Annotated in this window: 23 protein-coding genes and 1 pseudogene; 7 read left to right on the top strand and 17 right to left on the bottom strand. The window is 74.5% G+C overall.

The features are described from left to right. Window positions 1–40: 40 nt before the first annotated feature. The 8 genes from CUT83_RS15985 to CUT83_RS15950 form a co-directional block, all read right to left on the bottom strand. A complete protein-coding gene (locus CUT83_RS15985; RefSeq protein WP_241524803.1) occupies window positions 41–1168 on the bottom strand; it encodes a cytochrome P450 family protein in 1128 nt (375 codons plus the stop codon). Then, window positions 1132–2664 (bottom strand): cytochrome P450 family protein, encoded by a 1533-nt coding sequence (locus tag CUT83_RS31000; protein ID WP_240958413.1) that lies wholly within the window; start codon window positions 2662–2664, stop codon window positions 1132–1134. Before CUT83_RS31000 ends, CUT83_RS15985 begins: the two co-directional genes overlap by 37 nt. Next, entirely contained in the window at window positions 2661–3272 is a 612-nt protein-coding gene (locus CUT83_RS15975; RefSeq protein ID WP_101256511.1) for a GTP-binding protein, read from the bottom strand. The genes CUT83_RS31000 and CUT83_RS15975 overlap by 4 nt, the downstream gene beginning before the upstream one ends. Further along, window positions 3250–3612, bottom strand: a complete 363-nt coding sequence (locus tag CUT83_RS15970) for a DUF742 domain-containing protein (RefSeq protein ID WP_101256510.1) — start codon at window positions 3610–3612, stop codon at window positions 3250–3252. The genes CUT83_RS15975 and CUT83_RS15970 overlap by 23 nt, the downstream gene beginning before the upstream one ends. Beyond that, window positions 3609–4019, bottom strand: coding sequence for a roadblock/LC7 domain-containing protein (locus CUT83_RS15965; RefSeq protein WP_101256509.1), 411 nt, complete (start codon window positions 4017–4019; stop codon window positions 3609–3611). The genes CUT83_RS15970 and CUT83_RS15965 overlap by 4 nt, the downstream gene beginning before the upstream one ends. After that, on the bottom strand, window positions 4016–5380 hold the full coding sequence (locus tag CUT83_RS15960) for an ATP-binding protein (RefSeq protein WP_194074711.1): 1365 nt from the start codon (window positions 5378–5380) through the stop codon (window positions 4016–4018). The genes CUT83_RS15965 and CUT83_RS15960 overlap by 4 nt, the downstream gene beginning before the upstream one ends. A gap of 399 nt (window positions 5381–5779) precedes the next feature. Continuing rightward, on the bottom strand, window positions 5780–7510 hold the full coding sequence (locus tag CUT83_RS15955) for a DUF885 domain-containing protein (protein ID WP_101256508.1): 1731 nt from the start codon (window positions 7508–7510) through the stop codon (window positions 5780–5782). Between the two features lie 63 nt (window positions 7511–7573). After that, window positions 7574–8056 (bottom strand): Lrp/AsnC family transcriptional regulator, encoded by a 483-nt coding sequence (locus CUT83_RS15950; RefSeq protein WP_101256507.1) that lies wholly within the window; start codon window positions 8054–8056, stop codon window positions 7574–7576. 59 nt (window positions 8057–8115) lie between these two features. Between CUT83_RS15950 and CUT83_RS15945 the strand changes: the two genes are divergently transcribed. Beyond that, entirely contained in the window at window positions 8116–9396 is a 1281-nt protein-coding gene (locus CUT83_RS15945) for a trans-sulfuration enzyme family protein (protein ID WP_101256506.1), read from the top strand. Here the strand turns inward: CUT83_RS15945 and CUT83_RS15940 are convergent. The 3 genes and pseudogenes from CUT83_RS15940 to CUT83_RS15930 all read right to left on the bottom strand — a co-directional run bounded on the left by CUT83_RS15940 (window position 9344) and on the right by CUT83_RS15930 (window position 13192). Then, the gene (locus CUT83_RS15940) at window positions 9344–10801 is read right to left on the bottom strand and encodes a GNAT family N-acetyltransferase (protein ID WP_101256505.1); all 1458 of its coding nucleotides are present in this window, start codon (window positions 10799–10801) and stop codon (window positions 9344–9346) included. The genes CUT83_RS15945 and CUT83_RS15940 overlap by 53 nt on opposite strands. Before the next feature lie 143 nt (window positions 10802–10944). After that, the gene (locus CUT83_RS15935; RefSeq protein ID WP_101256504.1) at window positions 10945–11520 is read right to left on the bottom strand and encodes a DUF1990 domain-containing protein; all 576 of its coding nucleotides are present in this window, start codon (window positions 11518–11520) and stop codon (window positions 10945–10947) included. A gap of 81 nt (window positions 11521–11601) precedes the next feature. Then, window positions 11602–13192, bottom strand: a pseudogene (locus tag CUT83_RS15930) (alkaline phosphatase D family protein). A 342-nt stretch (window positions 13193–13534) separates the two neighbouring features. Here CUT83_RS15930 and CUT83_RS15925 point away from each other — a divergent pair. The 4 genes from CUT83_RS15925 (at window position 13535) to CUT83_RS15910 (ending at window position 15776) form a co-directional block, all read left to right on the top strand. Next, complete coding sequence (locus CUT83_RS15925) at window positions 13535–13969, top strand: roadblock/LC7 domain-containing protein (RefSeq protein ID WP_101256503.1); 435 nt, start codon at window positions 13535–13537, stop codon at window positions 13967–13969. Further along, a complete protein-coding gene (locus CUT83_RS15920; RefSeq protein ID WP_101256502.1) occupies window positions 13966–14793 on the top strand; it encodes a hypothetical protein in 828 nt (275 codons plus the stop codon). Before CUT83_RS15925 ends, CUT83_RS15920 begins: the two co-directional genes overlap by 4 nt. Before the next feature lie 37 nt (window positions 14794–14830). Then, a complete protein-coding gene (locus CUT83_RS15915; protein ID WP_240958411.1) occupies window positions 14831–15265 on the top strand; it encodes a roadblock/LC7 domain-containing protein in 435 nt (144 codons plus the stop codon). A gap of 136 nt (window positions 15266–15401) precedes the next feature. Further along, on the top strand, window positions 15402–15776 hold the full coding sequence (locus tag CUT83_RS15910; RefSeq protein ID WP_101256500.1) for a hypothetical protein: 375 nt from the start codon (window positions 15402–15404) through the stop codon (window positions 15774–15776). A 27-nt stretch (window positions 15777–15803) separates the two neighbouring features. On the opposite strand, the gene pdxR is transcribed toward CUT83_RS15910, so the two are convergent. Then, window positions 15804–17402, bottom strand: coding sequence for a MocR-like pyridoxine biosynthesis transcription factor PdxR (gene pdxR / locus CUT83_RS15905; RefSeq protein WP_101256499.1), 1599 nt, complete (start codon window positions 17400–17402; stop codon window positions 15804–15806). A gap of 47 nt (window positions 17403–17449) precedes the next feature. Between pdxR and CUT83_RS15900 the strand changes: the two genes are divergently transcribed. Further along, window positions 17450–18454, top strand: a complete 1005-nt coding sequence (locus CUT83_RS15900) for a DMT family transporter (protein ID WP_101256498.1) — start codon at window positions 17450–17452, stop codon at window positions 18452–18454. A 45-nt stretch (window positions 18455–18499) separates the two neighbouring features. Here the strand turns inward: CUT83_RS15900 and CUT83_RS15895 are convergent, their stop codons facing one another. Then, window positions 18500–19249: an SDR family oxidoreductase gene (locus CUT83_RS15895; RefSeq protein ID WP_101256497.1), complete on the bottom strand. Its 750-nt coding sequence runs from the start codon at window positions 19247–19249 to the stop codon at window positions 18500–18502. A 176-nt stretch (window positions 19250–19425) separates the two neighbouring features. Here CUT83_RS15895 and CUT83_RS15890 point away from each other — a divergent pair, with 176 nt between their 5' ends. Beyond that, window positions 19426–20169: a GntR family transcriptional regulator gene (locus tag CUT83_RS15890; protein WP_101256496.1), complete on the top strand. Its 744-nt coding sequence runs from the start codon at window positions 19426–19428 to the stop codon at window positions 20167–20169. Between the two features lie 33 nt (window positions 20170–20202). Here the strand turns inward: CUT83_RS15890 and CUT83_RS15885 are convergent, their stop codons facing one another. The 4 genes from CUT83_RS15885 to CUT83_RS15870 all read right to left on the bottom strand — a co-directional run bounded on the left by CUT83_RS15885 (window position 20203) and on the right by CUT83_RS15870 (window position 24453). Continuing rightward, window positions 20203–21357 (bottom strand): ROK family transcriptional regulator, encoded by a 1155-nt coding sequence (locus tag CUT83_RS15885; RefSeq protein ID WP_101256495.1) that lies wholly within the window; start codon window positions 21355–21357, stop codon window positions 20203–20205. Window positions 21358–21475: 118 nt separating this feature from the next. Beyond that, on the bottom strand, window positions 21476–22021 hold the full coding sequence (mug, locus tag CUT83_RS15880) for a G/U mismatch-specific DNA glycosylase (protein WP_101256589.1): 546 nt from the start codon (window positions 22019–22021) through the stop codon (window positions 21476–21478). 138 nt (window positions 22022–22159) lie between these two features. Continuing rightward, window positions 22160–23590: an adenylosuccinate lyase gene (purB, locus tag CUT83_RS15875; RefSeq protein ID WP_101256494.1), complete on the bottom strand. Its 1431-nt coding sequence runs from the start codon at window positions 23588–23590 to the stop codon at window positions 22160–22162. An 11-nt stretch (window positions 23591–23601) separates the two neighbouring features. Beyond that, entirely contained in the window at window positions 23602–24453 is an 852-nt protein-coding gene (locus tag CUT83_RS15870; protein WP_101256588.1) for an SGNH/GDSL hydrolase family protein, read from the bottom strand. Between the last annotated feature and the right edge of the window lie 21 nt (window positions 24454–24474).

Raw genomic sequence — 24474 nt, 5'->3', positions numbered from 1 at the left:
GGGCATGGAGCCCACCGGCGCCGACGGCCCGCGACGGGCGTCAGGAAACGGGCTTGAGGTGGACCGGCAGGGACTGGTGGCCGTTGGCGATGAACGACGCCTGGGGCACGGGCCCGTCCACCCCGGCGGCCGGCCGGATGTCGGGGAATCGCTCGAAGAGGGCCGGGAGCGCGATGGCCGCCTCCATGCGGGCCAGGGGCGCGCCCAGGCAGAAGTGGACGCCGTAGCCGAACGCCAGGTGCTCCCGCTCGGTGCGGGTGAGATCGAAGGCGCCGGCGTCCTCGCCGTGGAGGGCGGGATCGCGGCCCGCGGCTCCGAAGGCGAGGATGATTGGCTCGCCCCTGCGGATCAGCACGCCGTCGAGGTCGATGTCCTCCACCGCGTAGCGCAGGGGCATGTGCATGATCGGGCCCTCGACGCGCAGCGTCTCCTCGATCACGTCGTCCCAGGTCGCCCTCCCCTCCCGCACCAGGGCGAGCTGGCCGGGCCGGGTGATCAGGGCGTGGACGGCCTTGGCGATCAGGTTGACGGCCGTCTCGCTGCCCGCGCCGATCATCAGCACGAGGGTGCTGATCAACTGGTCCTCGTCGAAGGCGAAGTCACCGTCGCGGGCGGCGATCAGCTCGGTGGTCATGTCGTCGCCCGGCCGGACGCGCTTGACGTCCGCGAGCGCGCGCATGCAGGCCCACATCTCGGCGTAGGCCGCCCGCGCCTCCTGGGGGGAGGCGCCGGTGTTCAGGACGGCGTCCATGACCCGCCGGGTCCAGGCGCGCATGTCGGCGGGGACGCCGAACAGCTCGCAGATCACCTCGTTGGGGATGATGTAGGCGAACTTCGCGCGCAGATCGACCGCCTCACCCGGATCGGAGGCCTCCAGGGAGGTGATCAGTCCGTCGACGATCTCCTGGACGCGGGGGCGCAGCGCCTCGGTGCGGCGGGGCGTGAAGGAGGGGGCGATCATGTCGCGCAGCCGGCGGTGCTCGGCGCCGTAGCTGGTGAAGGCGCTGACCACCCGCACCCACACGTTCAGCGACCAGTCCTGGGGTATTCGCTCCAGCTCCGGCCAGTGCCGCCTCGGGTCACGGGAGACGCGCCGGTCGCCGGCCAGCCGTTTGATGTACTCGTGCCCGGTCACCGACCACGCGACCACCCCACCGGGAAGCTCCACCCGCGTCGCCGGCCCCTGGGCGCGGAGCCGGGCCGCCTCGCCGTGGAGGTCTCGGCCTGTGGGGTCGAGGACGGGGATGTCGGGGGATTCCATGGCTGGCCTCCGGAGGTCGTGTCGGACGGTGCGGAAGTGCGCGCGGGCACGGAGTCGTACGCGGAGTCGGGTTCGGGTACGGAGTCGGGTTCGGGTACGGAGTCGGGTTCGGGTACGGAGTCGGGCGCGGGGAGCGCCGGGAAGGTCACCGGAAGCGCCGAGAGGCTGCGGTGGAAGGGGCCCAGCCGCCAGATCAGTTCGGAGGCCGGGACGGCCAGTGCCACGTCGGGCAGCACGTCCAGCAGCGTCTCGATGGCCACGTCGGTGATGATCTGGGAGATGCCCTGGGCGGGGCACACGTGCGGCCCCGCGCCGAACGCCAGATGGGCGTGGTTGGCCGGCCGGCGGCCGCCGCCGTCGCGCGGCTGTTGGGTGTTGGCCGCCGCGTGGCTGACGAGCACCGGGACACCCGGCGGGATCGGCAGCCCGGCGCCGGAGTCGTCGCGCAGGTCGTACTCGTTCGTGGCGTAGTGGAAGCAGAAGTTCGCCATCGGCGACTGCTCCCACAGCACCTCGTTGAGGGCGTCGGAGACGGTGAGGCTGCCGCCGGACAGATCGCCGGCGAACCTGTCGTCGGTCAGCAGCAGCATGACGGAGCTGGAGATCCAGGCCGACTGCGGCACGGTGCCCGCGCCGATGAGGACCACCAGTTGGTGGATCATCTCCTCGTCCGACAGCCCCAGCGGGTGGTGCAGCAGCCAGGAGGTCACATCGGCGCCGGGGGAGCGGCGCTTGGCGGCGACGAGCTCGCCCAGGCAGCGGGCCAGGTCCTCGCTGCCCTGCTGGGCCGTGGCGGGCTCGGCGTCGATCATCCGCGCGCAGGCCCGGGACATGCGACCCGCCAGCGCGTCGTCGCAGCCGAAGAGCTGGGTGAACACCAGCGCCGGAAGCCGCTCGGCGTACTGGGAGACCAGGTCCGCCGAGCCGGCGGGGCCGAACTCGCCGATCAGCGCGGTCGCGCTGCGCCGCACGAAGGCGCGCACGCGGTAGGAGTCCACGCGGGCCAGCGCGTCGTCGACGGTCCTGCGCAGCCGCAGGTGCCGGTCGCCGTCGGCGAACAGCAGGCTGGGCCGGAAACCCATCATGGGGACGACCTGGTTGTCCATCGGGATCAGGCCCTGGTTCAGGGCCGTCCAGCGGCGGGCGTCCTTGCTGAACCGCGAGCTGCGCAGCACCTCCAGGGCCGCGCCGTAGTCGGTGACCACGATCGCGGGGACGCCGGGGGCGAGCTCCACCCAGCTCGCCGGGCCCTGTGCGCGCAGCGCGGCGTAGGTGGTGTCCGGGTCGGCGGCGAAGGCGGGGCCGTACAGCCGCGGCAGGCCGGCGGCGGACGCGCCCGGGGGCCGGTGGGCGGGGCAGCCCGGCGGCGGAGCCGCGCCCGGGCCGGAAGGCGGGATCGTCACGAAACGTGCTCCTGGTGGTGGGTGCGGACGTGCTTGACCAGGGCGATCAGCGCCCGTGCGGCGGAGGCGCGGTCCCGCGCGTCACAGTCGACCAAAGGGGTCTCGGGCCGCAGGTCGAGGGCCTCTCTGAGTTCCTCCTCGGGGAAGCGCGGGGAGTCGGGGAAGGAGTTGAGGGCGACCGCGTACGGCAGGCCGTGCCCCTCCACCGTCTCCATCGCGTCGAAGGAGGCGTCCAGGTGCCGGGTGTCGGCCAGCACCAGGGCCCCGTAGGCGCCCAGGGCCAGCTGCCGCCACACCGGGGCCACCCGCATGAAGCGCCGCTGGCCGGGCGCGCCGAACAGGTACAGCACCAGCTCGGGGGAGAGGGTGAGGCGGCCGAAGTCCATCGCGACGGTGGTGGTCCTCTTGTCCTCCACGCCCCTGAGGTCGTCCACCAGCGCGCCGGCCTGCGTCATGATCTCCTCGGTCCGCAGCGGCTCGATCTCGCTGACCGCGCCGATCAGCGTGGTCTTGCCGACGCCGAACGGCCCGACGACCAGGAGCTTGGCGGCGGTCTGGACGGTGTCGCGGACGTAGATGCCACCGTCAGAGAATGTTGTTGAGGCCATCCAGGACCTTCTCCAGGACGTCGAGGTCGGTGGGCCGGGCCACCGGCGGGGGCTTGCGGGCGACCATGTGGCCGCTGTCGATCAGGTCGGCCAGCAGGATGGTGGTGACGGACACGGGCAGCCGTACGTGGCCGGCGACCTCGGCCACCGACAGATAGCCGCCCCGGCACAGCCGGACCATCCTGTGCTGCTCGGGCTCCAGCTCGGCCACCGGCCGGTCACCGGTGGCGGTGACCAGGGTGACCAGTTCCAGGGTGTGGGTGTTGCGGCTGGGCCGGTCGCGGCCGCCGGTGATGACGTACTGCCGGACCAGGTCCGTGCGTACGCGGCGGGGGGTCATGTCGGGCCGCCCGAGTCGTGGCGGGGTTCGCTGGTCATCTGCCCGCCGAGCTGGGCCACCAGCTGGTGCATCCGGAAGCCGACGGCCTCCACGTCCGCCGCGCCGGAGGTGCCCACGGCCAGGAAACTCCCGTCGCCCGCCCGGATGGTGATGACGTATCCGTCGCGGAACTGCGTCAGGCTCTGCTCCCAGGAGTCCGGTGCGGAGCGGCACAGCCGGGCGCTGGCGCTGGAGGTGGCCTGGACGCCGGCCAGCGCGGCGGCGGTCTGCTCGGCGGTGTCCCGGTCCAGGCCCGGGGTGCAGGCCCGGACCAGGCCGTCCCCCGAGACCAGCAGGGCGTCGTGGACCTCGGGCTGGTCCATGATCTGCCCCAGCATCCAGGCCAGCTTCTCGTTGTCGAAGATCATGCCTCGGTGTTCCCTTCAGACCCGTCCGGCTCGGACCCTCCGGACGTCGACGTGTTGCGCTGGGCGGCCCGCGCGGCACGGGCGAAGCCGCCCAGGGCGGCAGCGGAGTCCCGCGGCGAGCGGCCGGACGCCGGCTGCTCGGCGGACCGGGGGGCGGGGATGGGGGGCGTCTGCGCGCCGGCGGTGCGCCGCCGCCGCTTGGGCAGCCCGCCCGCGGTGGTCGCCCCCGCCGGACCAGCCGGTCCCACCGCCGCCTCGGTGGCCGCTTCGGCTGCCGGCGGGGGAGCGGCGGCAGCCGGCTGGGAGCCGGACGAGCCGGACGAGCCGGACGAGCCGAGCGTGGCCACCGGCTGGGTCGGGGTCGGGTCGGTGAGCAGCGGGCTGGGCAGGAACGCCACCGCCCGCACCCCGCTGTAGGGGGACTTGGTCACCGACACCTCGAACCCGTACCGGCTGCTCAGCATGCCGATCACGGCGAAACCGAACTTCGGGGGGTCGCCGAGCCGGGTGACGCTGACGGGCCCCTGTCCCGACAGCAGGCTCTGGGCCCGCTCCCGCTCGCCGGGCTGGAGGCCCACGCCCTTGTCGTCCACGATGACGGACAGCCCGTTGTGCGCGCGTTCGAACTGCACCAGCACCTGGGTGTCCGGGTGCGAGTAGCGGGTGGCGTTCTCCAGCAGCTCGGCGAGCGCGAGCACCAGCCCCTCCACGGCCCGTCCCACGACGGCGCGGTCCCCCTCGTCGTGGAAGATCCTGACGCGCCGGAAGTCCAGGATGCGGCTGACCGCGCCCCGCACCACATCGCTGAGCGGGGTGGCGTTGTGCTGCCGGCCCGGGTACGAGCCGCACACCACGGTGATCGCCTGGGCACGGCGCAGGATCTGGGCGGTGGCGTGGTCGACCACCTGCAGATCGCCCAGCACCTCGGGCGAGTCGTGCTTGCGGAGCATGTCGGTGACGGCCATCTGCTGCTTGTTGGCCAGCGCCTGGAGGGTGCGGGCCACGGACAGCAGCGTCGCCTGGGTCATCTGCGCGGTGCGGCCCTCGGCGTCGGTGAGGGCGCGTACGACCTGCTCCTGGAGATCGTCGAGATGGCGGGCGAACGGCGTTCCGACCAGTTCCGCGGAGACCGGCGGGAGGTCCGGCACCGGCTGCCGGTCGCTGACGGCCTGGACGGTCGCCGGCAGGCTCACCCCGGCCAGCCGGGCCAGCTCGGCGTCCCGCGCCCGGCTGCCGGAACGGGCTTCGGACAGCTGCGTCCGCAGCCCGCGGATCAGACGAGCCTGGCGCACCGCCACCGGCGTGAGGGCCACGGCCAGGCCCGAGCCGAACAGACTCGCCAAGGTCGTTATATCGGTCATCAACTTTCCTCGCGGACGCGTCGTTGCGGGAAGAAACGGTCAAACCGTCGGATGGTGCCGACCGGGGTAACCGCGGGTCGCGTGCGACGACAGCGTAGGGCCCGGGGCCGTGCGAGGGAGGGGAAATGGCCAGGTTGTGGCCCTGCGGGCGATCATCTGATATGGCGTCGGGCCGGAGCGCCGCAGTGATGCCCGGAGGGGGGCGGTGGTGGTTTCCGCAAACCCGGCATGTACACCAGCAACGTGTCGAAAGCATGACAGTGGGGTGGCCGGGGGGTGGCGGCGGGGCGAGGAGGCGGGAGGCGGCGGGCCCCGTGGAGCGCGCGGCGGGAATCCGCGCGCCCCACGGGGCGCCGTGCGGCGCTCGGAGTGCGGTTCGGAGCGCGGCTCGCGCGCGGTTCAGAGCGCGGAGAGCTCCGTCACCAGATCGTCCAGGCCCAGCGAGCCCAGGGACAGCGCGTCCATGTGCCACTTCCGGGCGTCGAAGGCGTCGCCGTGCGCCGCGCGGGCGGCCGCGCGGCCCTTCAGCCAGGCGCGTTCGCCCAGCTTGTAGCCGATCGCCTGGCCCGGCATGCCCAGGTAGCGCACCAGCTCACTCTCGACGTGGTCGGCGGGCAGGCCGCTGTGCATGCCGAAGAACTCCTGGGCCAGGTGCGGTGTCCAGCGCTCGCCGGGGTGGAAGGGGGAGTGGTCCGGGATCTCCAGTCCCAGATGCATGCCGATGTCCACGATGACCCGGACGGAGCGCATCATCTGCGCGTCCAGATAGCCCAGCCGCAGCTCGGCGTCGTGCAGGAAGCCGAGCTCGTCCATCAGCCGCTCCGCGTACAGCGCCCAGCCCTCGGCGTTGGCGCTGACCATCCCCACCGACGTCTGGTAGCGCGAGAGCCGGTCGGCGACGTACGTCCACTGGGCGAGCTGGAGGTGGTGGCCGGGTACGCCCTCGTGGTACCAGGTGGTGACCAGCTCGTAGACGGGGAAACGGGTCCGCCCCATCGCCGGCAGCCAGGTGCGGCCGGGCCGGGAGAAGTCCAGCGACGGCTCGGTGTAGTACGGCGCGGCGGCACTGCCCGGCGGGGCGATCATGGACTCCACGCGCCGGACCGGCCCGGCCAGGTCGAAGTGCGTACCGTCCAGCTTCTCGATCGCCTCGTCCATCAGCCCCTGGAGCCACACCCTGGTCTCCTCCACGCCCTCGATCGCCCGGCCGTGCGTGTCGAGACGGCGCAGCGCCTCCCACGGGGTCGCGGCGCCCGGCAGGACCTTGACGGCCTCGGAGCGCATCTCGGCGTGGATGCGGTGGTACTCCTCCCAGCCGTAGGCGTACGCCTCCGCCAGGTCCAGGTCGGTGCCGTTCCAGTAGCGCGCCCACCGCCGGTACCGCTCACGGCCCACGGTGTCCGGGGCTCCGTGGACGGACGGGGCGTAGGTGTCGCGCAGCCAGTCGCGCAGACCGGCCACCGCGCCGGCGGCCGCGGCGGCGCCTCTGCCGAGCTCGGCGCGCAGGGACTCGGGACCGCCGGCGGCGAAGGAGACGAACCAGTCCGCGCCGCCGTCCTCGCCCAGCCACTGGCCGAGCTGCCCGATCACGGTGTCCACCTGGCGCGGTCCGGCCGGAAGCCCGCCGGCCAGGCCCTTGGCCAGCGAGGCGCGGTAGCCCTCCAGGGCGGCCGGCACGGCCGCCATCCGCCGGGCGACGGCCGCCCAGTCCTCGTCGGTCGCGGTCGGCATGAGCGTGAACACACTGCGTACCGAGTGCACCGGGGAGTGGAGGTTGCTGACGGCGCGCAGCCCCTCGCCCGCCTCGTGCACGGCGAGTTCCGCGGTCAGCCGCTCGCGCAGCAGGCGCGCGCAGCGCCGTTCGGCGTCGCCGTCCCCGCCGGGCCGCCGCTCGGCCTCGGTGAGCCGTTCCAGGGTGGCGCGGTCCAGGGCGGCCTGGGCCTCCTGGCCGTCGGGGGAGAAGTCGGGCAGTTCCTTCGGGCCGCCGGGGAGACCGAGGTAGGTGCCGAGGATCGGATCGAGCGCGACCAGATCGTCGACATAGGCGTCGGCGACCCGGCGGGGCAGGGGTTCGGCACCGGATGCCGCGCCGGACGCGGTCTCGGGCGAGGTGTTCGTGGTATCGGACATGGGTCTCATCCTGGTACGGGGGCGCCCGCCGAGTCACGGGGGAGGGCGCCGGGGCGCCGCGGGTCAGCCCGGCCGTTCGGCGGGCAGCAGCGGGCCGCACGTCCACTGCTGGAAGATCAGCCGCGTCTCGACCCGGGCGACCTCCCGGCGCGAGGTGAACTCGTCCAGCACCAGCCGCTGCAGATCGGCGGTCCCGGCGACCGCGACATGGACGAGGTAGTCGTCGGGGCCGGTCAGGTGGAACAGCGCCCGCGACTCCGGCAGCGCTCGGACGCGCTCCACGAACGGACCGATCAACTCCCTTCTGTGGGGCCGGACCTGCACCGAGAGAAAGGCCTCCAGGGGCCTTCCGAGTTTGGCTGGATCCAGTCGTAGCGCATGGCCGAGGATCACCCCGCCGCGACGCAGTCGCGCCACTCGGTCCAGACAGGTCGAGGGGGCCACGCCGACGGCGGCGGCGAGATCGCGGTAGGTGGTCCGGGCGTCGTTCTGCAGAAGGCGCAGAATCTCCAGATCGACCGGGTCGAGAACGACTGAATCGGACATTCGCCGAACATAACACGGCTGGTTTCCGCTACACGCCGGTAGTTGTTCAGCATCGCGGCATGACCCACCAGGACAGCGCGGACACGACACCGCCGGCCGCCACCCGAACGCTGGCCACCGAGGCCGTGCACGCCGGACGCGAGGACCTCGCCGCCCTCGGCCTGCACGCCGCCCCCCTGGACCTGTCCACCACCTACCCCTCCCACGACAGCCGGGCCGAGGCGGCCCGGCTGGACGAGTTCGCCGCCACCGGCGCCCAGCTGCAGGGCCCGCCGGTCTACGCCCGGCTCGACAACCCCACCGTGGCACGCTTCGAGACGGCCCTGGCCCGGCTGGAGGGCGCCGAGGCGGGCGTGGCCTTCGCCAGCGGCATGGCGGCCCTGACCGCCGTGCTCCTGGTGCGCGCCGCCCAGGGGCTGCGGCACGTCGTCGCGGTCCGGCCGCTGTACGGCTGCAGCGACCACCTGCTCAACAGCGGACTGCTGGGCACCGAGGTGACCTGGACCGACCCGGCGGGCATCGCCGACGCCATACGCCCCGACACCGGCCTGGTGATGGTGGAGACACCGGCCAATCCCACTCTGGCCGAAATCGACCTGAAGGCCGTGGCGCACTCCTGCGGTTCCGTGCCGCTGCTGGTCGACAACACCTTCGCCACCCCCGTGCTGCAGCGGCCGGTCGAGGACGGCGCCCGCATCGTGCTGCACAGCGCCACCAAGTACCTGGGCGGCCACGGCGACGTCCTCGGCGGCGTCGTCGCCTGCGACGAGGAGACGGCCCGCGAACTGCGGAAGGTGCGCTTCGCCACCGGCGGCGTGCTCCACCCGCTCGCCGGCTACCTGCTGCTGCGCGGCCTGTCCACGCTGCCGGTGCGGGTGCGGGCGCAGTCGGCCACGGCCGCGGAACTGGCCCGGCGCCTGGCGGACGACCCGCGGATCGCCCGGGTGTACTACCCGAGGCTGGGCGGCGCCATGGTCTCCTTCGAGGTCGAGGGGGAGCCGCACGAGGTGATCGCGGGGGTGCGGCTGATCACCCCGGCGGTCAGCCTCGGCAGCGTGGACACCCTCATCCAGCACCCCGGGTCCATCAGCCACCGCATCGTCTGCGAGGACGACCGCCGCACCGGCGGGATCGGCGAGAGGCTGCTGCGGATGTCGGTCGGCCTGGAGGACGTCGAGGACCTGTGGAACGACCTCGACGCGGCGCTCGGCTCCGCCCGGGGATCCGGGAGCGGGGCCGAGCGCCGCGCCGGGAGCGCCGAAGAGGGCGCCGCGGACTCCGCGAGCGTCAGCGCGGTCCCGTCTCGGCGGCTGCCGGAACCGGGACGAGCCGGGCGGTGATCACCAGGGTGCCCTCCTCGACCTGGTAGTCCAGCGGCAGCCCCAGGCCGCGCATGGCCGCCACCATGCCGGTGTTGTGCGACTGCGTCACGGCGTAGACGCTCTCGCACCGCGCCTCGGCGGCCATCGCCACCAGACGGCGCAGCAGTTCGGCGCCGATGCCGCGGCGCTGCCAGACGTCCTCGACGAGGAGGGCCACCTCCGTCTCGTCGCCGTCCCACATCAGATGGCCGAGCGCCACCAGCTTCCCCGACGCCGTCTCGGCCGCCAGGGTGCGGCCGAAGCGCGGGCTGAGCAGGTGGTTCAGATAGCGGTCGGCGTCCCTGACCGGACCGTGGTAGCGCGCGGCCAGGGTGCGCGCCGAGCAGCGCCGGTGCATCGCGCGGGCGGCCTCCAGATCGCAGGTGTCCGCCCGCCGCACGGTGATCTCGTTCCCCTCCGGGAGCGTGAGCGTCTCGCGGCGGCGCGGCATCCGGCCCGCCGGCTCCGCCCCGGGGCCGGACCCGGCGGCTCCGGCCGGGCGGGGGTCCGACTGGGCGTCCAGCCGGGTGTCCAGCTCGACCAGGGCGCGGGCCCGGGCGAACTCGGTCGGGGTGAAGGGCAGGTGAGGGCGCTCCACGACGATCGTCCCGCCGTGCGGATCGCGCATCCGGATCACCGTCCCCTCCAGCACGCCGTCCTCGGAGACCTCACCGCCGCACGGCTCTCCGTGCGGCTGCCCGCCCGTCTTCCGGGAGGGCACCGAACGGATCGTGCAGCGGCCGAGCAACTGGCGCAGCGCGAGCGGGAGTTCGGCGCTGTCCAGCGCGGTACGGGTGGCCAGGCCCAGCACCCGGGTCGGGGTGTCCACCAGATCGTGGGCGTCGGCCCGCTCCAGCCAGGTGTCCCGCCCGCCCGCCGCGGCCGCCGCCCGGCCCAGCTCGGCGGCCTCCAGTGCGCGGGGCGCCCGCAGCAGGAACTCGTCCACCGTCATCTCGCCCAGCGGGTGCGTCTGGAGGCCGATGACGTCCACCCGCAGCTTCGCCAGGGCGGTGCACAGCGCGGCGAGCGATCCGGGCTTCTCCCGCACGGTGGTGCGCAGCCGCCACAGCACCGGCGGCTCCTGCGCGGAGCCCGCGTCGGCCGGATCGCCGCCGGGATCGGGCGGCGGATGGTGGCGGCGCCGCGCCCACCAGATGTGGATCCCCGCCGTGGCCAGCAGGGCGGCGGCCGACAGCACCAGCAGCACGGGCCCGTCGGGTCCGTGCGCCACCGTCTTGGCGATGCTGTCGGCCACGGCCACGGCCGTGAACAGCGCCGCCAGCTCGACCAGGTCGTGCCGCCAGTGGTGCGGGCCGCGGGCCTTGCGGCGGGTGGCGCGGCGAGCGGTGCGGCGATCTGCGCGGTGTGCGGAGGATTCGGTCATGCGGTCACTCTCACCGACCGGTGTTGCGTGATCACGAACGGGTTGTGACCGATGGGTTAAGGGCCTTCTGGGAACCATGCCCTTTTTGCCGGGCGCCTCCCGGTCGGGCGCCTCTCTCCGGGCGCCTCTCTCCGGGCGCCTCGTCATGCGCGAGGGCCGCGGGAGGCGTGGGGGACGCGGGAGAGCCGTCGCAGCACCGCTGCGCACCGCCGGGCGTACAGCCGCTGGAACAGCGGGACGAGCGGCCCGGCGGCCCGCGCCCACCACACCTCGGGACGGCTGAAGGCCCGCACCTCCAGCCAGACGGCCCCGTCGTCGTCCAGCTCCACGACGAACGCCTCCTCACCGCGCTCCGGATGCCCCGGCAGCGTCCCGTAGCCGAAGCCCGCCCGCCGCTCGCCGTCCGCCGCCCACACCACCCGGCACGGCGCGTGGATCCGCAGCCGTCCGGCGCCCAGCCCCACCACCACGCGCACCCCGGGCTCGGCGCGCGGGGAGCCCGTGGCCATCTCCACGCCCATGGCCCGGTGCATCCGCCAGGTCAGCACGGCCCGCCCGGCGGCCCGGAAGACCTCCCGGCCCGCACCGAGGCGGGTGCGCACCCGCAGCAGTCCGAAGCCCGGCGGCCGGCCGGGCATGCCGTCCTCGCGGGTGGCGCCCGCCCCGGTGTACGTCAGGCCGGCCGCGGGATCGCCGGTGCGGTCGTCGTTCGCGTCCATGGGCGCAGCGTATTGCGCCGTATCGCGCCGTGCCGTGCCGTGCCGCGCCGTATCGCGCCGCGCCCGTGGACGCCCGGCCGCCTACTGCCCGACGCGGCCGGGGTGCAGCACCTTGGTGAACAGCACCGCGCCGCCCTCCTCGCGCAGCCGCACCGTCAGCTCGCCGCTGTCGCCGTCGATGTCCACCTGGCCGTAGAACTGGTAACCCTCGCTCGGCGGGACGTTGCCGCGCTCCGGCGCCTTGACGAAGACCCGCTGGGGGCCGAACGTGCCGTCCAGCGCGCTCGCGGGGAAGGCTCCGGCGTTCAGCGGCCCGGTGACGAACTCCCAGAACGGCGCGAAGTCCTTGAACGCGGCCCGCGCCGGGTCGTAGTGCTGGGCCGAGGTGTGGTGCACATCCGCGGTCAGCCACACCGTGCCGGTGATCCGCCGGTCGCGGACGAACCGCAGCAGCTCGGCGATCTGCAGCTCGCGCCCCAGCGGCGCGCCCGGGTCGCCCTGTGCCACCGCCTCGACGTGTCCGCCGTCGGAGACGACCAGCCCCAGCGGCATGTCCGAGGCGATCACCTTCCACACCGCGCGCGAGCGCGCCAGCTCCCGCTTGAGCCAGGCCAACTGCTCCGCGCCCAGCACGCCCCGCGGGTCGGAGGTCTGAAGACCGGGGGAGTTGGCGTTCCGGTAGGTGCGCATGTCCAGCACGAAGACGTCCAGCAGCGGGCCGTGGCGCACCACCCGGTAGACCCGCCCGTCGCGGTCGCGCCGCGGGGAGGAGACGGGGAAGTACTCGCCGAACGCCCGCCGGGCCCGGGCCGCCAGCACGTCCACGCGCCGCTCGGTGTAGCGGGCGTCGGCGAGGATCTCGCCGGGGTACCAGTTGTTGACCACCTCGTGGTCGTCCCACTGAACGATGGAGGGCACCTGCGCGTTGAAGCGCCGCAGCGACTCGGCCATGAGGTTGTAGCGGAAGTTGCCCCGGTACTCGTCGAGGGTCTCGGCGACCTTCGACTTCTCCTCGGTGACCACGTTGCGCCAGGTGCCGCCGCCGGGCAGTGCCACGGTCTCGGTCAGCGGTCCGTCGGCGTAGACGGTGTCGCCGCTGAAGAGGAAGAAGTCCGGGTTCAGCCGGGCCATCTCGTCGAAGACCGGATAGCCGCCGCGGTCGGGGTTGATACCCCAGCCCTGCCCGGCGAGGTCGCCCGACCACACGAAGCGCACCCCGTCCCGGCGCCGCGCCGGGGCGGTGCGGAAGGTGCCGTACACCGGCTCGCCGGTGCGCCGGGGGTCGTCGGGGTCGGCCAGCACCACCCGGTAGTGGATCTGCCGGCCCGGCGGCAGTCCGTGCAGCGCCGTCGTACCGGTGAAGTCCGTGCCCGGTCCGAGGAGGGGGCCGTACCGGCGGCGCGGGTTGCGGAAGGACTCCGTGGCGGATGTCTCCACCAGCATCCGGGCCGGGCGGTCCGAGCGCACCCACACCAGGCCGGACGTGGCCGTCACATCCCCGGTCTGCACCCCCCCAGCCGGCCCTCGGCCGTCCCGACAGCGCCAGCGCGGGCGCGGCGGCCGGTACCAGCGCGGCGGTGGGCAGGGACAGCGCCGCCGAGGCGGCCAGCGTGCCGCGCAGAACCGAGCGCCGAGCGGGCGCGGCGCGCTCCGGTGAGTCCTGGTGTGCCATGGGCGAACTACCTCCTGAGCATCGGGCGGAGCGGGTCGTACGGCCGGTCATGATGGCCGCGCGAGGCGAACGCGGGGGAGCCGCGCCGCTGCGTGCGGGCCTGTTCCGGGTGAACGCGGCGGTACCCGCCGTGCCAGGTCTCTCGCACCGGGGCAGGCGCCGGCCAAGGCGGGCGGAGAGCGGCGTGAAAATGACAAGTTCACTTGCCACTCGAACAGTACGCCGCTTCCTCGGTCGGAATCGTTCAAATGTGCCCGGAACGGGTGACACGATGCGTAACCTCGTCGTCACTTCCGCACCACTGATGGTGCGTCCGCACGTCGAGCAGGAAGGGGGTCCTACGTGCCCGGAATCGACGAGTGCCTGCTCGAAGCCATGACGCTGCCCGGTGCCCGTGGCGCCGCCGTGGTCGACTGGACCAGCGGACTCGCGCTCGGCGCGGTGGGCGAGCCGTCGTGCGGCGACCACGAGACGACCGCCGCCCGGACGGCCGAACTCGCCCGCACGGCCGCCGAGCACATCGCGTTCGCCGCGCCCGGCGGCTCCGGGCACGGAAGCGACGGCGGGGAGCTCGCGGAGGAGCCGGAGACCGGCGGGGGAGAGCCGGTCGAGGACCTCATCGTCACCACCCGCGACGGCTACCACCTGCTGCGCTTCGTCGGGCAGGTCTTCGACGGCAGCCTCCTCGTCCACCTGTGGCTCGACCGGGACGGCGGCAACCTCGCCCTCGCCCGCATCCGCCTGCGCCACCTGTCCGAACGGCTGGTGCTCGGATGAGGGCCGCCCTCTCACCGATGCTCGGCCATCTCGCGGCGCAGCGGGCCACCGGGGCACTGCTGCGGGGCAGCGGAACGCTCTATCTGCGCGACGGCGAGGTCGTCCACGCGGAGAGCCCCGTCTCCCCGGGGCTGGACGTACTGCTCACCCTCGGTGGCAGACTCCCCGCCGAGGGCTGGCGGGAGGCCGTGGAGCGGGCCGGGGCCCGTCGGCAGGTGGCGCGCTTCCTGGTCGACAACGGCCGGCTGACCCGGGGTGAACTGGAGGTCTACCACCTGGGCGCGCTGTACGACGCGGCCTTCTTCGCCCTCGCCCCCGGCAGCGGGCCGGCCCGGTTCCGCAGCGGCCTGTCCCACTGGCTGGGGCCCATCCGGCCGGTTCCGGCAGGAGATCTGCAACGGGAGGTCCTGCGCCGCAGAAGGCTGCTGGAGGACCTGTGGCCGCACCCGGAGGTGGACGCCGCCCCGGTGGTCCGAAGCCGGCAGGCCGTCCTTCCCGCCCCGACCCGCAGGCAGCGCGCCCTCCTGGAACTGGCGGACGGGACGCGCACCCCGGCCGATATCGCGCGACGGCTCGGCCGCCCGGCCTTCCACGTTCTGATCGACGTACGGCGGCTGGCCGCCGCCGGGCACATCCAAACCCCCGCGCCCGGACCGGCGTCCTCCTCCCGGCCCCCGGCGTTCCCGAAGTCTCCGGACCCTCCGGCGCCCGGAGCCGCCCCACCCCCGTCCCCCGTGTCCGCCGCCCGGTTCCCGGAGGTGTCCGCCGACCCGGACATCGCCCTGCTGCTCCGGATCCGCGATGCCCTGGAGGCGCGTCTGTGATGCACCCAACCGTCCCCGCCGGCACCGGAGCCCTGCCGTGAGGCGCGCGCTGAAGCAGCTCGCCGGAGTGCGGCAGCCCGCCGCGGCCGACCCGGAGGTGCTGCGCGAGTTGCGCATGCTGCGCTCCCGCGTCCCGCATCTGACCGGCGCCCTCGCGGTCGGAGCCGGGGGCGTCCTGCTCGCGGAGGACGCCCCCGGCGCGCGGACCGGGGCCCTGGCGGCGCTCACCGCCACCGCCCTCGCCGACGCGCTGCGGCTGGCGGAGACCGCCGACCGGGGCCGCTTCCGCGAACTGCTGGTGCGGGGGGAGAGCGGGTACGTCGCGGCCTACGCGGCGGGCCCCGCCACCTTCCTGACCGTCCTGGCGGAGCCGCGCGCCAACGTGGGCCGCATCCATCTGGAGGCCCGCCGGACCGGAGCCCGTATCGCCCGCCTGGCCGCGGGCCCGGACGAACGGCCGCAGGACGGCTGAACCGAGCCGGTACCGCCGGCGGCGCCCGGCCTCCCGGGGCCCCACATCGCGGGCGAGCCCGCCCGCGAGAAACCGATATGTCGAAAAGAGACCGGAACGTGCACCGCGGTGCACGCGGAAAGGAAGTGCGACAGCCATGGCCAACGTCGAAACCTCACTCAAGGAAGCCATGACCGCCATCGAGGGCTCCCTCGGGGCCGCCCTCGTCGACTACACCAGCGGCATGGCGCTCGGCACCGTCGGAGGGGGCAAGGAGCTCGACCTGAACGTCGCCGCGGCCGGCAACACCGACGTGGTCCGCGCCAAGGTGCGCACCATGGAGATGCTGGGCCTGAAGGACGAGATCGAGGACATCCTGATCACCCTCGGCGGGCAGTACCACCTGATCCGGCTGCTGAGGGGGCGCGGCAGCAACGGTCTCTTCCTCTACCTGGCCCTGGACAAGGCGCGGGCGAACCTCGCCATGGCCCGGCACCAGCTGCGCAGGATCGAGGCGGAGCTGGAGATCTGACCCGACGGCGGATCCTCCCCGCTCCTGTCACGGGTGCCGGGCCGCCTCGGCCAGCAGCCGTACGCCGTGCGCGATCCGGTTCGGCGTCAGATGCGCGTAGCCCAGCACCAACCGTACGCGCCCGCCGTGCTCGCCGTGCTCGCCGTTCTCGCGGTCCTCGCCGCCGCTTCGCGGCGGCGAGGACGGAGACGACGACGGAGACGGGGACGCCGACGGGCGCGGCACCGACGGGCGCGGCGGCAGGTACTCGGACAACGGCCGCACCACCACCCCCACCCGGGCCGCACGGGCCAGGAGGCGCTCCTGCGGGCCGCACCGGGGCGGCAGCGAGGCGATGACGTGGAGCCCCGCGGCGATTCCCGTCACCTCCGTGCCCCCGATGTGCTCCGCCAGCGCCCGCAGCAGCGCGTCGCGCCGCTGCCGGTAGGCGCGTCCGCAGCGCCGCAACTGCCGGTCGTACTCGCCGCGGGCGATGAAGTCGGCCAGCAGCGCCTGGTCCAGCACCGGATGGCCCAGATCCATGGTCCGTTTGCGTTCCACGATCTCCCCGGCCAGATCGTCCGGCGCCACCAGCCAGCCCAGCCGGAGCCCCGGAGCGAGGGACTTGCTGACCGACCCGGTGTAGGCGACCCGTCGGGGGTCGAGCCCCTGGAGGGCGCCGACGGGCGCCCGGTCGTAGCGGAAGTCGCCGTCGTAGTCGTCCTCGACCAGCAGGCCGTCCACATCGCGGGCCCAGGCCAGCAGCGCCGAGCGGCGCGCGGCGGAGTAGGCGATGCCGGACGGGAACTGGTGGGAGGGGGTGAGCACCGCGGCCCGTGCCCCCGAGGCCGCCAGGTCCCCGGGGAGCAGGCCCTCCGAGTCCAGGCCGACCGGCACGGTGCGCAGCCCGGCCGCCGCGAACAGCGCCGCGTGTTCGAAGCTCCCCGGGGACTCCACCGCCACCGTCCGGCCCCCGCGCCCGTCCAGGGTGAGGGCCAGCAGGGTCATCGCCTGCGCCACACCCGAGCAGATCACCACCCGCCCGGGTGTGGCGGCCACCCCGCGCCGCCGCGTCAGCAGGGCGGCCACCGCCGAGCGCAGTTCGGGCAGCCCGCGCGGATCGGGGTAGCCCAGGGCGTGGTGCGGCAGGCCGGCCAGCGCCCTGCGGTGGGCGGCGGCCCAGGCGGTGCGAGGGAACAGCGCCGGGTCGGGGGAACCGGGCCGGAAGTCCACGGCGGGCGCGGCCGTACGCCCCCCGTCGGGCGGGGCGCCCGCCGGTGCGTCGCGCGCGGTGTCGCCGACCCAGGTGCCCGAGCCCCGGCTGCTGGTGAGATAACCCTCGGCGGTCAGCTGTTCGTACGCCTCCGTGACCAGACCCCGGGAGACCCCCAGATCGGCGGCGAGCTCGCGGCTGGAGGGCAGCCGGGCGCCGGGCGCCAGCCGGCCCGAGCGCACCGCCTCGCGCAGGCCGGCCTGGAGGGCGCGGCCGCGCTGCCGGGGCGGGGCCGCGCGGACGGGCAGCAGCAGTCCCCACGCCGCGCTCCCGCCAGGCCCGGCGCCCGGCTGCGCGGTCGGCGCTCCCCCGTTCCCGCCGCCCTCCGCGCACCCGCCCGCGCTTTCACCGGAAGTGGTCCCCGTAGCCGCCATGGAAGTGGACCTTAAACCGGTCCGCGCTCCTTCCTAACGTCGGCCCCATGACCTCCTCCTTTGGCCCCTCCCGGGCCGAGCACCGCCGCGGCGCCCTGCTCGCCGCCGTCGCCTGCTGCCTGGTCGGCGCCTCCTTCACCGCCAACAGCGTGCTCGGCGACTACCCCCACGCCGGCGGCCAGACCCTGCGCTACGGCCTGGCGTGCCTGCTGCTCCTGCCCTTGCTCGGGCGCGGGGCGCTCGCGCCCCTGCGGCTGCTGACCGCCCGTCAGTGGGCGCGCCTCGCCCTGCTCGCCGCCGTGGGCATGGTCGGCTTCAACCTCGCCGTACTGGCCGCGGAGCGGACCGCCGAACCGGCGGTGCCCGGCGTGCTGGTCGGCTGCGCGCCGGTCGTCGTGGCCGTGGTCGTCCCCGCCCTGGAGGGCCGCCGGCCCGCGCGTGCGGTGGTGTACGGGGCGCTGCTGGTGGCGGCCGGGGCCATGGCCGTGCAGGGGTGGGGACGCACCGACGCCGCCGGACTGCTGTGGTCGGCCGCCGCGCTGGCGGGCGAGGTGGGGTTCGCGGTGATCGCCGTCCCCCTGGTGCGACCGCTGGGCGCCCGTCTGCTGTCCACGGCCGCCTGCGCCCTGGCGGCGGTGGAGGCCGCGCTGCTGGGCGCGGTGCTCGACGGCCGGGCCTGGCTGCGGATGCCGGACCAGGCCGAGGCGGTGGCACTGCTGTGGCAGGCGGTCGTCGTCACGGTGATCGGTTTCGTCTGCTGGTACGCCGCCGTCCGCCGCATCGGCGCGGAGCGGGCCACGCTCTTCTGCGGGCTCATCCCGGTCAGCGCGGCGCTGACCGCCCCGCTGGTGGCCACCGGCTCCTACGGCTGGGCGCAGGCGGGCGGCAGCCTGCTGGTCGGGGCGGGCGTGGTGCTGGGCGCGGGCACCCGGCGCCGCCGTCCGGCCGCGTCCGGGGCGCAGGGGAGGACGGGGCACCGGAGGGCGGCGTACCCGCGCCGGAGCGGGCCGCCGCCCCGCGCCCCGGCACCTGACCCGCGCCCCGGCACCTGACCACCCCTCACCGGTACGGGCTCCGCGGAGCCCGTACCGGCGCGTCTACAGCCCGCCGCTCACCCGCAGCACGGCCCCGGTCGTGTAGGACGCCTCCGGGGACATCAGCCAGGCGACCGCGCCCGCCACCTCCTCCGGCTCCCCGGGGCGGCCCATCGGGATCACCTCGGCCTTGCGCCAGGGCCGCTGCGGATCGCCCATCGTGGCGTGCATGTCGGTGAGGATCGCCCCGGGCTGTACGGAGTTCACCCGCACACCGTCGGGCCCCAGCTCCTTGGAGAGCCCGACCGTCATGGCGTCCAGCGCCGCCTTGGCCGCGGCGTAGTGGACGTACTCGCCGGGGCTGCCGAGCGTGGCCGCGCACGAGGAGACGGTGACGATCGAGCCGCCAGGGCCGCCGTGCCGCGTGGACATCGCCAGGGCCGCGCGCCGTGCGCACAGCAGCGTGCCCATGACGTTGACGTCCACCACCCGGCGCATCACCTCGGTGGAGGTCTCGGTGAACCGGCCCAGCGGGCCGGTGATCCCGGCGTTCAGAACCGCGCCCGTGACCGTGCCCAGCTCTCCGGCCGCCTCCTCGAAGAGCGCGTCGACCTCGCTCTCCACCCTGGTGTCCAGCCGCACGGCGACCGCCTCGGCGCCCTCGGCGCGTACCGCCCGCGCCGTCTCCTCGGCCGCCTCGCGGGAGTGCTGGTAGCCGACCGCGACGCGGTGCCCGGCCCGTGCCAGCCGCCGGGCGACCGCCGCCCCGATGCCCCGGCTGCCGCCGGTGACGACCGTTACCCGCTGCTCCATGCCCGCCCTCGCCCTCGTGTCGCCCTGTCGTCGTCCTCTTGCCGCTTCGGCACGCTAGCGGGCCGGATTGGTCTTGACCAAGTGGGCCGCCGCTCCCTAAAGTCGGCATACGCAACAACCTTTAAAAAAGAAGCGCGCATAAATTCCGGCGGGACACGGCGACTGCGGAGGCAAGGGTGGGGACCACGCGACTGGAGACGGTGCCGGAACCGAAGTACCGACACCTCAAGACCGTGCTGTCGGAGGCGCTCGACTCGGAGTTCACGGTGGGGGAGATCCTGCCGAACGAGCGGGACCTGGCCGCGCGTTTCGGTGTCGCCCGTGCCACGCTCCGTCAGGCCCTGGAGCAGCTGGAGCTGGAAGGACGCCTTCAGCGCCGCCGGGGGGTGGGCACCACCGTCGCCCCGCCGCGCGTCGGCGTCGACGTGAACCCCGCCCGGCACAGCTGGCCCGGCGCCCCCGGGGACGCCTGGCAGGCCGAGGACTGCCAGGAGACCGTACCGCCCGCCGCGGTGGCCAGGATCCTCGGAACGGACACCGGCCGGCCGGTGTACGCCGTTCAGCGCGTCCGCATGACCCACGGTCAGGCGGTCGCCACCGAGACGCTGTACGTACCGGCCGCATCGGTACCCGGAATGTCCGGCATCGAGACCGAGGCGGGAGCCGCCCGCGGCCGTGCCGTCCTCCGCGAACTGAACCGCCTCGAACTGGGCGGCCAGGAACGGGCCGTGGAACTCGGCTCCGCCCGGGCGGAGGACGCCAGGCGGCTCGACCGGCTGCCCGGCGCGCCCGTCCTCGTCGTCACCACCCGCTACCTCGCCGCGGGCGGTACCGCCGCGGTCGCGCTCTCCACCTACCGGGCCGACACCTGCCGCCTCACCTTCGGCGACTCCGCCGGAGTCCCGCTGCTGGCGGGCTGAACCGCACGCCGCGCGCCCGCCGGCGACGGGACGTCAGCGGGCGACGGCGCCCTCCACGGTGAACAGCTCCTCCTCGACGTGGTCGAGCGCCAGCCGCAGCGCGCCGGTCGCGATGGCCTCCTCGCCCAGCAGGGACAGTGCGACCCGCGGCGGCCGCAGGCAGTAGCGCTCCAGCTCGCGGCGGAGCGGGTCCAGCACCCCGTCCAGTCCGGTGGCCCAGCCGCCGACGACCACCAGTTCCGGGTCCAGGGCCAGCACCAGCGCGGCCACGTCGTGCACCAGGCGCCGTATGAACCGCTCGACGGCCTGCCGCGCCCGCTCGTCCCCCTCGCGCGCCAGTGCGAAGACCCGTGCCACCGCCGCCTCGTCCAGCGGGTGCAGCGGCTCGCCGGTCGTGGACAGCAGGTGCTCGGGAGTGGCCTCCCGCCCCAGCAGGTGCAGTGCGCCGATCTCCCCGGCCGCGCCGCCGAATCCGCGGTGCAGCCGCCCGCCGATCAGCGAGCCGGCGCCCGGACTCAGCCCGGCCAGGACGAACACCATGTCGTCGACCCCGTCGGCCGCGCCCTTCCAGTGCTCGGCCAGCGCGGCGGCGTTGGCGTCGTTCTCCACCAGTACCGGGCAGCGGAACGACCGCCGCAGCCGCTCGCCCAGCGGCAGACCGGTCCAGCCCGGCAGCGCCGTGCACAGCCGCACCATGCCGTCGGCCTCCACGATCCCGGGGCTGCCCACCCCCACCGCGCGCAGGGTGCTGCGCGGCACCTCGCAGGTGCGCAGCAGTTCGGCGACCACCGCGCGTGCCCGTTCCAGCCGCTCGTCGGCCGTCGCCTGTTCGGAGACCGCGCGCCCGACCGTGCCCAGCCGCCGCCCGCACAGGTCGGAGAGGACGGCGGCCACCCGGTGCGGGCCGATCTCGATGCCGAGCAGGTGACCGGCCTCGGCCCGGAAGCGGTAGCGGCGCGCGGGCCGTCCCTGCCGCCGGACGTCACCGGCCCCGACGGCGGCCTCGGCCGCCAGGCCGGCCTCCACCAGCTGCTCCACCACACCCTCGACCGTCGGCCGGGACAGCTCCGCGGCCTGGGCCAGATCGGACAGCGTCGGTGGGCCGTCGGCGGCGCGCAGCGCGCGCAGGACGACGGCGGAGTTGATCCTGCGCAACAGGGAGGGATCCCTGCCGGTGAGCCGCCCCAACGTCCGCCTCCTGGGAAGTGCGCATGTGTGGCCGGATCGTATCCGGTGAGCGCACGGTGAGCGAGAGCCGGGTGAGGCGCCCCGGGAGGGGCCGGCTGACAGGGCGGGCCGACCGCCGTCAGGACGGGCCGTCGAGCGCGGCGGCGCGCAGCCGGCCGTACTCCTCGGCCATCGTCTCCAGTGTCCAGTGGGCGTTGAGCCCGCTGGGGTTGGGCAGCACCCACACCCGGGTGCCGCCGATCGCCGCCTCCTGGGGGCCCGTGCGGGCCTTCCGGTCCCCGAAGGCGGCCCGGTAGGCGGTCACACCGACCACCGCGAGCCACTCCGGGCGCAGCCGGGCCACCTTCTCGGCCAGCACGCGCCCGCCCGTGCGGTACTCCTCGGACGTCAGCTCGTCGGCACGGGCGGTGGGGCGGGGCGAGATGTTGGTGATGCCCAGGCCGTACGAGAGCAGTTCGTGCTGCTCCGACGGCCTCAGCCGCCGGGGGGTGAAGCCGGAGGCGTGCAGCACCGGCCAGAAGCGGTTGCCCGGGTGGGCGAAGTGGTGTCCCAGCCGGGCGGTCGTCAGCCCCGGGTTGATCCCGCAGAACAGCACCCGCAGCCCCTCGGCGACGACGTCGGGGACGGTGCGGGCGCGCAACGCCTCCATCTCCTCCCCGGTCATCCCGGTGCCGCCCGCCTCCTCGCCGGAGGCACCCCTGCCGGGGGTCCGGTCGGATGTGGTCCTCCTGGTCATGGCCCTCCCTGGCGGTCCTTCCGGGGCTCTCCTTCCCGGAAGGACCTCAGGCAGTCGGGGGGACGGTCAGAGGATCGCGCCCGGAGTGTAGGAGGCGGCCTCCGGACGGTGCTTCGCGATCTCCTCGATCCGGGCCACCACCGCGGCGACCTGGTCGCCGGCCGCGCCGGTGAAGGACAGCCGGTCGGCCAGCAGGGCGTCCAGCCGCTCCCGGTCCAGCGGGATGCGCTCGTCCGCGGCCAGCCGGTCCAGCAGCTCGTTGCGCTCGGCCCCCTCGCGCAGCGCCAGCGCCGAGGCCACCGCGTGCTCCTTGATGGCCTCGTGGGCCGTCTCCCGGCCGACCCCGGCCCGCACCGCGCCCATCAGCACCTTGGTGGTGGCCAGGAACGGCAGGTAACGGTCCAGCTCGCGGGCGACGACCGCGGGGAACGCGCCGAACTCGTCCAGGACCGTCAGGAAGGTCTCCAGCAGTCCGTCGAGGGCGAAGAAGGCGTCCGGCAGCGCGACACGGCGCACCACCGAGCAGGAGACGTCGCCCTCGTTCCACTGGTCGCCCGCGAGCTCGCCGACCATCGAGGCGTAGCCGCGCAGGATGACGGCGAAACCGCCCACACGCTCGCAGGAGCGGGTGTTCATCTTGTGCGGCATCGCCGAGGAGCCGACCTGACCCGGCTTGAAGCCCTCGGTCACCAGCTCGTGCCCGGCCATCAGCCGGATGGTCTTGGCCAGCGAGGAGGGCGCGGCGGCCAGCTGGACCAGAGCGGTCACCACCTCGTAGTCCAGTGAGCGCGGATAGACCTGGCCGACGGAGGTGAGGGTGTGGCCGAAGCCGAGGTGGGCGGCGATCCGCTCCTCCAGCTCGGCCAGCCTGCTCCCGTCCCCGCCCAGCAGGTCCAGCATGTCCTGGGAGGTGCCCACCGGCCCCTTGACGCCGCGCAGCGGGTAGCGTGCCAGCAGTTCCTCCAGCCGCGCGTGGGCCACCAGCAGTTCGTCGGCGGCGGTCGCGAAGCGCTTGCCCAGCGTCGTGGCCTGCGCGGCGACGTTGTGCGAGCGCCCCGCCATCACCAGCTCGCCGTGCTCGGCCGCCAGCCGGCCCAGCCGCGCCAGCGCGGCCACCGCGCGGTCGCGCACCAGCTCCAGCGACAGCCGGATCTGGAGCTGCTCGACGTTCTCGGTCAGGTCCCGGGAGGTCATGCCCTTGTGCACGTGCTCGTGCCCGGCCAGCGCGTTGAACTCCTCGATCCGCGCCTTCACGTCGTGGCGCGTGACCTTCTCCCGCTCGGCGATCGAGGCCAGGTCGACATCCTGGAGCACCCGCTCGTAGTCGGCCAGGGCCTGCTCCGGCACCTCGACGCCCAGGTCCTTCTGGGCCCGCAGCACGGCGAGCCACAGCCGCCGCTCCAGTACCACCTTGTGTTCGGGGGACCACAGTCGGGCCAGCTCCGCGGAGGCGTAGCGGCCTGCGAGGACGTTCGGGATGCGCGGCTTGTCAGTCACACCCGGGGATTCTACGGGGTGTCCTCGCAGGCCAGCGGCGCCAGGTCGGGTGCGGAGTACCGGCCCCGGTCCACGGCCGGGTCCAGCGGTGCCAGGTCGGGCCGCTTGGGCGTCAGCCCGTCGCCCGAGGAGCGCCCGGTCAGCCGCCGGCCGATCCACGGGAGCAGATGGCGGCGGGTGAAGCGCAGGTCGGCGACGCGGCGTGCGTACCAGCCGGGCAGGACGGCGGGCGGCAGGGCCGCGTGCCAGTCCGCCTCGGCCTCGTGCCCCAGCCGCTGCCAGACGGCCTCGGCCACCCGCTCGTGTCCCTCGGCGGTCAGGTGCAGCCGGTCGTCGTCCCACATCCTGGGATCACTCAGCGCGTCGCAGCCGTACAGGTCCACCACCAGGGCGCCGTGCCGCTCGGCGAGATCGTCGATGAAGTCGAAGAGGTGCTCCATGCGGGCCCGGTAGCGCTCCAGTACCGGCCCGCGCCGCCCGGGACTGCGCATCAGCACCAGGTGGCGGCATTCGGGGGCGAGCCTGGCGACCGACTCCTCCAGCAGGCCGCACACCCGGCCCATGTCGCACTTCGGACGCAGTACGTCGTTGAGGCCGCCGACCAGTGTCACCAGATCCGCGCCCATGGCGGCGGCCACGTCCACCTGTTCCCCGGCGATCTGCCGGATCAGCTTGCCGCGCACCGCCAGGTTGGCGTAGCGGAAGCCGTCGGTGCGGGCGGCGAGGCGGGCGGCGAGGAGATCCGCCCAGCCGCGGTAACTGCCGTCCGGCAGCAGGTCCGACATGCCCTCGGTGAAGGAGTCCCCGAGGGCGACGAAGCTGGTGATGGCGGGCGGGGCGGGCGAGTCGGTTGCACTGTCCATGGCGCGGACCATGATAACCGA

The sequence above is a fragment of the Streptomyces barkulensis genome (genome assembly GCF_002843305.1).
GTDB classification, from domain to species: Bacteria; Actinomycetota; Actinomycetes; order Streptomycetales; family Streptomycetaceae; genus Streptomyces; species Streptomyces barkulensis.
Note: the sequence above shows the minus strand (reverse complement) of the source record. Positions and strands in the feature narration are given on the sequence as shown.